This is a genomic window from Veronia pacifica, from assembly GCF_001707825.1.
Taxonomy (GTDB): Bacteria; Pseudomonadota; Gammaproteobacteria; order Enterobacterales; family Vibrionaceae; genus Veronia; species Veronia pacifica.
In genome coordinates this window covers 23,916-36,646 of the sequence record NZ_LYBM01000018.1, presented here as the reverse complement: position 1 = coordinate 36,646, position 12,731 = coordinate 23,916, and the positions used below count along the sequence as shown (strand labels likewise).

The window sequence follows — 12,731 nt, the reverse complement described above, 5'->3', positions numbered from 1 at the left end:
GAACTCAACGCTTTCGATAAGCGGTCTGACCGAGGTTTTCAAAGTGTTCTGCCATCTCGCCCATACTCTCAGAGTGCCCGATAAACAAGATGCCGCCGGGACGCAACTGCCCGCAGAGTCGTTTCAAAAGCTGCTGCTGGATAGAACGGTTGAAATAAATCATCACATTGCGGAAAAAAATAACATCCATCTTATGTTTATGAGGCCATTCAGACATAAGATTGAGCTGTTCGAACGTAATGTTTTCTTTTAGCTCAGGCTTGACGCGCATCAACTCTGATTTGCTACCTGTCCCGCGATTAAACCCTTTTTTTAGCCACTGAATAGGGATATTGCGGGCCGCATCAATGTCGTAGATCCCTTCTTTCGCTGTTTCAAGGACCTGAGTATCAAGATCTGTCGCAGTGATCTTGAAATCAACTTTATCGCCAAGTAGTGATGAAAGTACAACAGCAATCGAATACGCCTCCTCACCTGTTGAGCAGCCCGCAGACCATACGCGCACGTGTTGATGACACCGCGTGAGCCATTGGGGTGCAAGCTCTCGGGCAATATAATCAAAGTGATGTTTTTCTCGAAAGAATTGCGTTTTGTTGGTAGTCAGTGCATTCACGAATGCTACTTTCTCTTGCTCATCTGATTCAATAAGCTTGAGGTAATCAGAGAAGGTATAGAGGTCGTGTCGCCTTAGTCTTCTGGCGAGACGACCGTATACCATCGAAAATTTCCGGTCGGCCAGACATATGCCCGTTTGTTCCAACATGTATTGCTTGATGAAATCGAAATCGGCTTCAGAAAATGGAAACTCTCTGGGCGCCCTACCCGAGCCTGACTTGTTGAGGGACTTCAACAAACTCAACGTCAGAACTCCTCCCATTCATCGTCTGGATCCGTATTGCCGATCACCAAATCACTATTTGCGACACGTTTAGCGGCGGACTTTCGTCTTGCAGCTTCAGCTCTTTCCTTCGATCTCTTACGTCGTTCACTGATAACCGGCTTATTCTCTTTCGCGGGCTTATCACGGCCAGTTACCGTTTTCTCTTCAACCGATTTTCGCTTTTTGGCCTCGGTATCTTTTTTCCGTATCGACGGCGTTCGAATGGGCTCTTTGGTCGCTTTTTTCCGTTCCGAAGATGTACGAATAGTTTCTTTGGACTCTTGCTTTCTTGCCGACGATGTTCGTACTGTTTCTTTCGATTCTTGCTTCCTTGCCGACGATGTTCGTACTGTTTCTCTCGCCTCTTGCTTCCTTAAAGACGACCTTTGAGCCGGTTCTTCGGTCTTTTGTTTCCTGACTGAAGGAGTCCTAATCGCAGCTTTCGCCTCATCAACGCGGAAGAAACTGATCAGATTGAGTAGCTCCTTACCCTCTTCGCGAAGAGACTGGCTTGAGGCAGTTGCCTGTTCAACCAAGGCAGCATTTTGCTGAGTCATCTCATCCATTTTCTCGATAGCCTTGGATATCTCATCAATACCTGTCGCCTGTTCCTGACTGGCTGAATTGATATTAGATATCAGTGCAGACACTTCCCCCACAGCATCAACAATCTGATTCAGAACATCTCCAGATTCATCCACCAGCCGTGACCCTTCAGAGACTTTTTCGACGCTGTCTTTGATGAGATCTTTTATTTCTTTGGCAGCGCCAGCGCTTCGTTGAGCGAGACTGCGAACCTCTCCTGCCACAACAGCAAACCCCCGGCCCTGTTCACCGGCTCTTGCAGCCTCAACGGCAGCGTTGAGCGCCAATAGATTGGTTTGGAAAGCAATCTCATCTATGACGCTGATAATGTCAGCAATTTTCTTGCTGGCCTGATTAATTTCACCCATAGCCGATACAGCCTGACTAACCACATCCCCACCTTTCTGTGCTTTTTTACTGGCATCCTCAGACAGTTTGTTTGCAGCTTCAGCTCCTTCAGCATTTTGTTTAACCGTCGCTGTCATCTCTTCCATACTGGCTGCTGTTTCTTCGAGGCTGGAGGCTTGCTCTTCAGTTCGCTCGCTCAGGTCGCTGTTGCCTTCAGCGATTTCATTCGAAGCAGAAGCGACTTTGGTCGTTGAGTCGGTGATTTTACCTACCATTTCACGTAAGTTAATAATTGAACGATTGACTGCGTTGCTGAGTTGTTTGAAATCGCCTTGGTAGTTATCAGGCATTTCAACTTTCAGGTCACCCTCAGCTACCTTGCTCATCACACTTTGACATTGGTTGAGTGGCTCAACGATACTGCTAATAAGCCCATTGATTGCACCACCAAGATTAGCCATAAAGCCTGAGTAGTTTTCCGTATCAATTCGCGAGTCCAATACCCCTTTCGAAGCGTCCGTAATCAGTCTTTGCACATCGCGCTGACCAGCATTTTGCTCTGTAACATCTTCCCATTGAAGTGCAGGCCCTAAATATGATCCCCCGGCGTCGTGCATGGCAATACAGGTGACATCGAACTCCAGACCACCGATAGCAATATGGGATGTAAACGGCATACGAGCGGGATCTGAGTATGTATCGTGCTGGTGGGTGGAGTTTTTGAAGAAGACGTCAATGTTTACTCCATCGAGCTTATCAGCGTTGAATCCCTGAAAGAGCGACTGAAGTTCACGTTCCCGATGCCTGAACATAGTTGTCAGGGCAGGGTTTGAGTATTTAATGATGCCGTTTCGATCGGCCATCATAATATTTGTTGTCATCCCCTCCACTGCAGAGACTAGACGACCAGCTTTTCTCTCCTGTGACCTGATATCTGTGACATCGCGCCACTCCAGTCCATTGCCTATGTAGTCACCGTTGGCGTCAACAATGGCTGACATATTAAGTTCAATAACCAAGCCATCAATGGTGATATCGGTGCAGTGTGGAAGGTTGTTGGGGTCTGACATTAAGGTGTACTGATGTTGGGGATCAGCGTACAAGTTTTCGATGCAGCGTCCCATCAGCCAATCTGGATCAGCGGTAAAGTCTGACCAAATCGTTTGAAATGCTGAGGCATGCTTCTCAAACAATCTCAGTGTTTGCTGATTGATATAGGTGATCTCAAAGTCTCGGTTAACCATCGCCAAAGCGGTAAGTGACTGATCAATCGCTGTCTGAAGTCTCGCCCGCTCAGCCTCTTGTTGTCGATGCTCAGTAACATCGTCAAATTCTAGGACATTCCCTACATGTTCCCCTTTCTCATCATTAAAGGCTGTGATAGCAAGGTGAATATTCGCACCTTTGGCGGTAATTTCGGCTTCATATTTCCTGTTGCTGAGGTCATTTAGCGAGCCATTGTGCTCAGAGAAGTCGGTATGAAAAATGTCGATGTTCTGACCGATTAACCACTCTCTTCGTGCTTGGAAATTGGTATTCCATGCTCTGAAAATGTCCCTGTGCATTGATAGTAGCTCAAGGGCCTTTTCGTTAACAAAAGAGACGTTGAGTTTTTTATCTACGGTTACGATTGCCGTCTGCGCGCTATTTAGTGCGAGTAAAAGATGCTTTGACCCGTCTGTTGAACTGTCTCGTTGTTTTGAATTGTTGTTCCACCACGACATTGTCAGTACTCCCAAATAGCATCAGGTTTCGCTCAGATCCGGTTGTGCGACATTATGTAGCTCTTGAAAGTCGAACAGCTGCTCAAGATGGATTAAGACAACATGACGGCCATTCACTGACGCTATTCCGTCGATAAGCTTCTGATCTATCTTTACATACCCGGGGGCAGACTTAATTTGTTCTGAGGTGAGTTGGTAGACTTCTGCCACAGCATCAACAATGATACCCAGTGACTGTTCTCTCTCATTTTTCACTATGACGACCACTGTCGTATTGTTCAATACCGCTGCCGTCATTCCAAGACGCTGCCTAAGATCAACAATGGGAATATACTCCCCCCTGAGTTCAAGCACACCTAGCATGTAGCTGGCGGTGTTGGGTAAGCTTCTTACTTCTGACCATCCTCTGACTTCTTTGACATCGAGGATGTGAACACCATATTCATCCTCATCAATAAGAAAGCTCAGATACTCTTTGGCAACCTCAGCCATGGGTGCCTCCTTCTATATTAAATCGTCGATTTTAAGCAGGGTGTCTACATCCAGAAGACTCATCACCTGGCTGTCGACGTTCAATAATCCGCTCACGAATGGCATTACTTCTGAGTCGCCAATGGGTGGCAATATACTATCGTCACCCAGGTCGATAACATCGGACACTGCATCTACTACTATGCCCATAATTTTCCCACCGCTATCATCGCTGGCTTTCAATATCAGAACGACAGTGGTGGGCAGATAATCTGCCTGCCCAACATGAAAACGCAGGCGAAGATCCATGACGGGAACGATCATCCCCCTCAGATTTATCACACCACATATAAACTCCGGCGCGTGGGGCAATGGAGTGGGATGCTCCCATACTCTGATCTCTACGACCGCCTGAATATCGACACCATACAACTCATGAGCTAAATCAAAACTCAGAAAATCAGACCCCTGAAGGCGGACTTCATCTCTCGTGCTGTTTTGGTCTGTTGGCGCCTCAGATAATGCTTGCTCTGCCATCGTATTCACCTATGCCGCTATATCTTTAAACCGAGAAAGGAAGCTTGTCATCAGTCCCTGTACATCAAGAATCAATGCCACGGAACCATCTCCGAGAATTGTTGCGCCGGAGACACCGCTGACTCTGGAGTAATTAGACTCCAAGCTTTTGATCACTACCTGCTGTTGACCAAGCATTTCGTCAAGAAGCAGGCCAATTCGGGTACCACCCGCCTCCACGAGACAAAGGAGTTGGTGGTCAAGATCACCACTCTCACCCAGCCCAAATTCCTCTTTTAAACGCAATATAGGAATGTTCTCGTCGCGTAGGCGGTAGAGTTCAATTCCCCCTGTCGCCATTTTGACGCGCTGGGGATCAATCTGGAGAGACTCGATGATAGAAATAAGCGGAACGACATATACTTCGTCGCCCAGTTTGACCAACTGACCGTCTAGAATAGCCAGTGTCAGTGGTAGGCTTATTCGGAAGGTGCTTCCCTCGTCAGCCGCCGAATGCACTGTTATATGCCCACCAAGCTCTTCGATATTTCTTTTGACGACATCCATACCGACGCCACGACCCGATACGTCCGAAATCGTGTCGGCAGTTGAAAAACCCGGAGCAAAAAGCAGGCTGTGTACCTGAGCATCAGTCATATCGTTCAGCTGAACATCATTACCCAAGAGACCTTTTTCTCGTGCTTTCGACCAGATTTTCTCTTTATTCAGCCCCGCCCCATCATCTTTTACCTCAATGATAATGGAGCTGCCCTGATGGTAGGCGTTAAGGAAGACCTTTCCCTCTGTCGGTTTGCCTTTTTCCGCTCTCAGCTCAGGCGGTTCCAGACCATGATCGACGGCGTTGCGCACCAAATGCACCAAGGGATCGGTTATCCGCTCTAACACTGTTTTGTCCAGCTCCGTTTTCTCACCTTCAACGACCAATTCAACACTTTTGCCAAGTTGCGATGACAAGTCCCGAACAAGACGAGGGAATCGGTTAAAAGCAAAACTTATCGGCAACATGCGAATGTTGAATACGCTCTCCTGCAGTTCTTTAGTATTCTGAAGAAGCTGCTCGAGGCCGAGCTGCAAACGTTCAACCTTTTCTTCGTTGAAGTTTTGACCGAGCTCAGTCAGCATGGATTGCGTGATAACAAGCTGCCCGACAAGGTTTATCAGGTTATCGACTTTGTCGATTTCAACCCGAATCGACGATACCGCATCAGTTTTTGCGATGGGTGCTTTGGCACGTTTACCGTCTGCAGTCGGTTCTGTTGCTTCTTGTTTCGCCTCTGGCTGAGGCTCTCTATCGACGGCAGCCTTGCTGTCCGGAACGGCTTCCTGTTGATGATTTTCAGGCATAACATCTAACTCCTGATCGCCTGTGTTACTTATCACTTCACCTGACCGAGAGATGGTCAAGTCACACTCATCTTCCACCCACTCAAATATCTCGTGAATACTCGCCTCATCGATAACCCCATCAATCGTTATGCGCCATGTCAGGTATGACATTTCTGGCTCAAGCTCATCCAGTTCGACGAGATCATCCATCAAACATTCGATGTTGCAGTCAGCACCCAAATCAAAAAACTCACGGAGGATACGGACGGGATCGTTACCAGTAAAAAACATGTCTTTGAATGGTTTGAATACCACTACCCAGTCAGCGTTATCAGATTCTCCAGCATCGACCGACACCTCATTTTTTTCGTCACTTTCAACGTCAGCGCCTTTGGATACAACCGACCCCGTAGTGTTTGAATGCGATTCACCCTCAAGCAACTCTTCAAACAGCCGGGTGAGGGATGCACTGAGTTCATGGTCAAAATCAGTATCCGTCTCGTAGGCGACCAACATGCCATTGATACAGTCACCGCCTTTGAGCAATAAATCTATTGTGTAGTGATCAAGATGACGTTTACCCTCTCTTGCCTCATCAAGAAGCGTTTCCATATCATGGGTAAACACACTGATCTCATTGCAATTAAACGTTGCACCACCACCTTTGATAGAATGGGCTGCTCGGAAAATAGAATTGATTGCTTCGGGGTCCAGTTCAGAGTCTGGGTCCAGCGACAGTAACTCCTGCTCCAATATTTCAAGATTCTCCCGGCACTCCTGGTAAAAAATCTTGCGTAGCTGATCCATATCCAAAGCCATGAATAACTCCTATTTCGCAGGTGTTTAGAGGACTCGTTGCAGGGTTTTCAGAAGCGTTTCCGGGTTAAATGGCTTCACAATCCAACCAGTTGCGCCAGCCGCTTTACCCATCGACTTTTTCTCGACTGAGGATTCTGTCGTCAGCATTAAAATGGGTGTGAATTTGTATTGCGGCACTGTGCGTACCTCTTTAACAAACTCGAGGCCGCTCATATTCGGCATATTGACATCTGAAATGATCACGTCGTACTGCGCCAGTTTAGCTTTGTTCAACGCATCAGCCCCGTCGTTAGCCGTTTCTACCTGGTATCCAGCTTCTTTTAACGTATGACTGACCATCTGACGGATGGAGACTGAGTCATCCGCCGCTAATATTTTTCGCATACTCTCACCCTGAAAAAATAATCACTATTGAAAGCCGTTAAACGCTAACTGCTCTGTTAACCCAATGACCCCAGCCGCATGAGCCAGTTCGTCAGACACTGATTCCCATGTCCATTCGATGTTATTTTTTTCGCAATGACGCTTTACTGCCAGTAGCAGTTGTAAGCCGGATGTATCGACCCGTACTACCTCGCCGCCTTGCACAGACAAAGCATTTCCCGCTTCACCGAGTTCGTTAAGAAAGGCTTCTTTCAAGGTCAACACTTGTGAAATGTCTACCTGTTCCCCCAAAGACACGCTCATTTTGAAAATTCCCAAGGTTTTTTTAAAAAGGAATGTCAACCTCACACTTCAGTAAAGTGTAGCAATTGTGAGCAAAATGTTTCTTTTTTGGTGAGATGAATATTTGTTACTTTTTTAACGTCAAGAAAACGGCCCGATTGCGGGTTTCAAATCACCGTGTTGCGGAATCGGGTTGGCTCTTCCTCACCCGACCTGAAGTAAAAACAAACTAATCAGTGAAAAAAACAGCGGATGAGCAGGACGCAACGGAAAAGTCTTTGACTTACGTTTTTAGGTAGCGTCTAATAGCCCTCCGTTGCCCGGATAGCTCAGTTGGTAGAGCAGAGGATTGAAAATCCTCGTGTCGGTGGTTCGATTCCGCCTCCGGGCACCATATATCACAACATAGCCTCAGCTCATGCTGGGGCTTTGTTGTTTCTGGGGTTGAATAAAAGTAAAAAAGCCCCGCACACAGTGCGAGGCTTATCAGTCGTTTACTCTTTGCCGGATAGTAACTTATCCGTTAAACAACCTTTCCAGCCACCCTACAGGGCCTCCCTGGCAGTAACTTTTCCATTTACCATCGCGGTCCCAGACTGGCAGTGTGGTTTTACTCTTACAATCCGGCACAAAGCTGGTTGCCTGCCTGTGATAAGACACTGATGTGAGCTGACTCGGCCAAGGCAGCAATAATGGCTGTGGCTGACGTCGTTTTATATAATTCTGATAGACGGGCAAGGCACCGCTGGAGCCAGTCAGTCCTGTCGGCTTGTTATCGTCACGCCCCAACCAGACAGTGACAACCTCGCGGCCATCAATACCCACATACCAACTGTCTCTGTTATTGTCCGTAGTCCCTGTTTTTCCTGCCAAGGATGCCCAACTGAACTCGTGATTCAATCGTCTCGCAGTGCCTGACGCCACCACCTTTTTCATTGCGAACAAGGTCAGCCAACTTGCCTGCGCGGGGACAACCTGCGATGACTTAGGCCATTGCCTGTAGAGAACATCGCCCTGTTGTGTCACCACAGAACGCAGTGCAGTCAATGAGGCTTTGCGGCCGCCACTGGCAAGCGTTTGATACATTTGAGTGACTTCCATCGGCGTCAAGGTAAACGCTCCTAAAAGCAGAGAGGGCACCCGGGTGATCTGGTCAGGATCAATACCCAAATCTGCCATGGTATCAACCACATTGTTAAGGCCCAGATCCAGCCCCAGATTCACCGTCGGAATGTTGTAAGATTTTTCCAGCGCGGTGATCAGAGGGACCTGTCCTCGGTATTTACGATCATAGTTTCGCGGTTGCCACTGAGTACCGTTGCTGTTGAGGCTCAGTGGATTATCATCCAACGGCGACATCAGGTTATATTTGTCTGGCTGTGAGAGAGCAGCCAGATAAATTGGCGGTTTGGCGAGCGATCCGATTTGTCGGCTTCCATTTAATGCTCGGTTGAAACCGGCATAACCCGGTCGACTTCCGCCGACGACGGCCCGGATCTCCCCAGAGCTTCTGTCTGCAATGACAGCTGCAGCCTCAAGTTTTTTTCCTGCTCTCTTTTTGAGGCTACCCACAGTGTCGACTACTGCTTTCTCAATCAACTGCTGCGATAACGGATCCAAGGTTGTAAATACCCGTAACCCGGTCCCCGGAGTGAACTGCCCGCCGACTCTCTCTTTGATTTCCTGCCGGAGAAGCTCAAAATATGCAGGCTGCCTCTGGGTCAGTCCAACATCTTTCTCGATCCCGAGTTTGCGCGATGCAGCCTGCTCATATTGCGCGCCTGAGATCAGGTTTTGTTCCATCATCAGCCTCAACACCAGATCCCGGCGCTGTCTGGCACGCTCCGGATAACGCCTCGGATTGTAATAAGAGGGGCCTTTCACCATGCCCACCAGCATGGCCAGTTGGTCCAGACTCAGCTCATTAATTGGTCTGCCAAAATACAACCGGGCACCCAATGGGAATCCATGCACAGCATTTCCTGCCGCCTGCCCGAGGTACACTTCATTGAGATAAGTTTCCAGTATTTTGTCTTTGCTGTAGCGATAATCGAGGATCACAGCCATGTAGGCTTCCTGAACCTTTCGCCATAGAGAGCGCTCCCTGGTCAGGAAGATATTTTTGGCCAGTTGCTGTGTTAAGGTCGATCCGCCCTGCACGGTTCGCCCTGAACGAAGGTTTGCTACAAAAGCCCGGGCAATGGCAATCGGCGATACACCGCCATGGTGATAAAAATCCCTGTCTTCTGTCGTGAGCAGTGCATCAACCAGATACTCTGGAAACCCTTCACGGGGAACAAACAGACGTTGCTCATCGCCCCGGGGATTCATCATTCCCAGCAACCGGGGCTCAATGTTGAGGAAACCAAGTTGCTTGCCACTGTCCATATCTTTAAGTTTTTTCACACCCTGCTGATCAAAGCTGATCATCACATGACGAGAGGGATCTGAGCCATCCTCAAACTCAAAGGGACGACGAATGATCTCAATTTTGGTGGAAGAGGCTGCATACTGGCCGGCTTTTTCCGGCTGTCTGACACGTTGATAATTTAATAATTCAAGTTCCTGTTTCAGGCCCTGAATATCCTGATTATCACCGGGTTCAAGGTGCAAAACCCGCCCGTAAACCACAGCGGGCAGAGACCAGATTTGTCCTTCAAACCTGCTCTGGATTTTACTGTCGAGATAAATCCCAAACAATGCCATTACCGCCACACAACAAAGCCCAAGCTTGAGACCCAGAACGGCAGTCCACCTAAACCAGTTTTTTTTCTGCTGGTTATTTTTTTTGTTCGATGATTTTTTTGCAGGCGATTTACGGGTAGTCGATGACTTCTTTTTTGCCGGGGTTTTTGTTTTCCCCTGCTTTGGCTTTTCCGTGGCTGCGTTTTTAATTTTTATGACCATTTAATGCGACTTAAAATGTCTTTTCGTTTTATTAGTAGCAACATGATTTGCCGGATCATCCGGCCACACGTGCTTCGGGTAACGCCCTTTCATTTCTTTCTGTACTTCGCGGTAGGCACCTTGCCAAAACCCTGCCAGGTCTTGAGTGATCTGCAAGGGTCGCTGAGCTGGACTCAACAGCTCGAGAACCAGCGTGATGTTACCATCGCAGATAACTGGCGACTGTGCCTCACCAAAGACTTCCTGCATACGGACAGCCAACACAGGTTTATGACCAAGCTGATATCGGATACGGTAACGCGAACCAGTCGGAACCTCATAATGCTCCGGCAACAGACAATTAATGTCTTTCACCGTCTCCCAGCCAAGATATGCCTCTAATGCCGGATACAGGTCGAGTTTACTTAGTTCCGCCCAGCGCGTCATACCCACCATAAAAGGAGCCAGCCATTCCTCAAGCGTTTCAAGCATTGCTTCGCTGCCAAGTGCAGGCAGAGAAACCGGTACTTGCCACTCACACGCACAGCGCGAGCGCAAAAGTAAACTCTCTGCTTTGTCGCCCCAATTGAGTGCGTCTAACCCTTTACGTCGCAATGCCGTGAGCAGTGCTTCCGTGATTCTGCCCTGCTCTGGTGCGTCAATAGGGTAACGTTCAATCACCAGTTTTCCCAATCGGGTCTGCCGCTCAGCAATCACTCTGCCCTTGTCGTCGTCCCAGTCAACCCATTCAAACTGGTCAAACAAAGCAGGAATATGTCGCTGAAGGACATCAATATCAAGGGCACAAGCAACAAAAATTCGACTGTTTCCCTGACCGACTGTCATTAAATCTACCGCCACAAGATGTGGAAGACCACTCATAGGATGATCAGGTTCCAACTCAGCGCCATGTCCGTTACTCAACAAATATCGTCCGTCGTTGCCACGGGCCATCGCCACTCTGTCGGGCCAAGCATACGCCGCAAGGACAGGAAGCCAATCATGGTCCAATGTAGCGCGGAGCGTGATATTGAGTCTGCGGGCAAAATGCTTGGCTCTCTGATATTGAGGGCCTTTTTTGTTGATTAACGCGAGAAGATGAGCGGAAAGACTCGGTTCTCTTATTCCTCGCGGAGGCTCCTCCGCCCACGCAGCCAGCCAGCAGGCAGTCAATTTTGCCTGTTCATCGAGGGAGTCGGCAAACGCCAACATAGCAGATAATCTCGGTTCAGTGCCAAACACTTGCGCGCAACGACCAAGCGGTGTCATTCCATCATCATTGAGTAAACCCAGCTGAAAGAGCAGTTCTTTGGCCTGTTTCCAATGAAGTGCAGGGGGCATATCTAGCCAGGATAGTGCCTCAGGTTCACAACCCCATTGTGTAAGCTCAGTCACTAGATATGTAAGATCACTGGTCGTGATCTCTGGCTCGGGGACTGTGCGCATGCGCTGAAATGTCTCTTCTCCATATAAGCGAAGACAGTACCCCGGCTCCAGCCTTCCTGCACGTCCAGCACGTTGAATAGCAGATGATTTGGCGATCTGAACAGTCTCCAGACGGGTAACACCCGTTTTACGGTTGAATCTGGCAACCCGCTCAAGTCCACTATCGACCACAACTCTTATCCCTTCAATGGTCAAGCTGGTTTCAGCGATATTGGTCGCCAATACCACCTTTCGTGCACCATCCTGTGGCGGGGCAATCGCTTTTTGTTGCTCGGCAACAGACAACTGACCAAAAAGAGGACAGACAATGACGTCCCCGGGCAACGTATTTTCCAATGCTTCTGCAGTCCGTTTTATTTCGCCGACACCCGGCAGAAAGACCAGAACAGAACCAGGTTGTTGCTGCATAAGTTGACGAATTTCATTTGCAACCCGCGACTCGTAACCATATTGACGGGTAACTGTTTTATAGCCCACATCTATGGGATAGCATCTGCCTTCTGAGCTTACCACCTGTGCATCTGGCAACAGATTGACCAGAGCGTCATCATCCAAGGTGGCTGACATCACCAGAATTTTCAGGTCATCCCTCAACCCCTGCTGAACATCCAGTGTCAAGGCCAATGCCAGATCTGCCTGTAAGCTGCGTTCGTGAAATTCATCAAAAATGACCAGATCAATCCCCGTCAGTTCGGGATCATCCTGAATCATCCGGGTCAGCACTCCCTCGGTAACCACTTCAAGACGGGTAGCGGCGCTGACTTTGCTCTCACCGCGGACCCGCAGTCCAACGGTGTCACCCACTGACTGTTTTAGTTCACTGGCCAGAAAGCGAGCGATATTTCTCGCAGCCAATCTTCTTGGCTCAAGAATGAGGATTTTTCCATCGACAATTGAATGTTGCAGGAGAGCAAGTGGCAGTCGGGTTGACTTACCTGCACCCGGAGGTGCCTTAACAATGAGCCTGTCTCTTTTTATCAATCCCTGAAAGAGATCATCCAACACGGTTTCTATGGGCAGTTGTGACAAATCCAGCGCCTTTG

Annotated in this window: 9 protein-coding genes and 1 tRNA gene; 1 reads left to right on the top strand and 9 read right to left on the bottom strand. The window is 48.5% G+C overall.

All coding sequences use genetic code 11. The features are described from left to right. Positions 1–4 precede the first annotated feature (4 nt). From A8L45_RS11160 to A8L45_RS11130, 7 genes are read right to left on the bottom strand one after another with little or no spacing between them, the layout of a single operon-like run. Positions 5–877 (bottom strand): CheR family methyltransferase, encoded by an 873-nt coding sequence (locus A8L45_RS11160; protein WP_083228306.1) that lies wholly within the window; start codon positions 875–877, stop codon positions 5–7. Next, positions 862–3,537, bottom strand: a complete 2,676-nt coding sequence (locus tag A8L45_RS11155) for a methyl-accepting chemotaxis protein (RefSeq protein ID WP_068902251.1) — start codon at positions 3,535–3,537, stop codon at positions 862–864. Before A8L45_RS11155 ends, A8L45_RS11160 begins: the two co-directional genes overlap by 16 nt. A 21-nt stretch (positions 3,538–3,558) precedes the next feature. Further along, positions 3,559–4,029, bottom strand: coding sequence for a chemotaxis protein CheW (locus tag A8L45_RS11150; protein ID WP_068902249.1), 471 nt, complete (start codon positions 4,027–4,029; stop codon positions 3,559–3,561). A 12-nt stretch (positions 4,030–4,041) separates the two neighbouring features. Beyond that, positions 4,042–4,545 (bottom strand): chemotaxis protein CheW, encoded by a 504-nt coding sequence (locus A8L45_RS11145; RefSeq protein WP_068902247.1) that lies wholly within the window; start codon positions 4,543–4,545, stop codon positions 4,042–4,044. Positions 4,546–4,554: 9 nt separating this feature from the next. Next, the gene (locus A8L45_RS11140; protein ID WP_068902245.1) at positions 4,555–6,690 is read right to left on the bottom strand and encodes a chemotaxis protein CheA; all 2,136 of its coding nucleotides are present in this window, start codon (positions 6,688–6,690) and stop codon (positions 4,555–4,557) included. 24 nt (positions 6,691–6,714) lie between these two features. After that, complete coding sequence (locus tag A8L45_RS11135; RefSeq protein ID WP_068902243.1) at positions 6,715–7,074, bottom strand: response regulator; 360 nt, start codon at positions 7,072–7,074, stop codon at positions 6,715–6,717. Positions 7,075–7,098: 24 nt separating this feature from the next. Next, positions 7,099–7,377, bottom strand: coding sequence for an STAS domain-containing protein (locus A8L45_RS11130; RefSeq protein ID WP_068902241.1), 279 nt, complete (start codon positions 7,375–7,377; stop codon positions 7,099–7,101). 297 nt (positions 7,378–7,674) lie between these two features. Between A8L45_RS11130 and A8L45_RS11125 the strand changes: the two genes are divergently transcribed. Beyond that, positions 7,675–7,750, top strand: a tRNA-Phe gene (locus A8L45_RS11125). Between the two features lie 122 nt (positions 7,751–7,872). Here A8L45_RS11125 and mrcB read toward each other — a convergent pair. Continuing rightward, positions 7,873–10,263 carry a penicillin-binding protein 1B gene (mrcB, locus tag A8L45_RS11120; RefSeq protein ID WP_068902238.1) on the bottom strand — a complete coding sequence of 797 codons (2,391 nt, stop codon included), beginning with the start codon at positions 10,261–10,263 and terminating at the stop codon, positions 7,873–7,875. Next, on the bottom strand, positions 10,264–12,717 hold the full coding sequence (gene hrpB, locus A8L45_RS11115) for an ATP-dependent helicase HrpB (protein WP_068902348.1): 2,454 nt from the start codon (positions 12,715–12,717) through the stop codon (positions 10,264–10,266). Between the last annotated feature and the right edge of the window lie 14 nt (positions 12,718–12,731).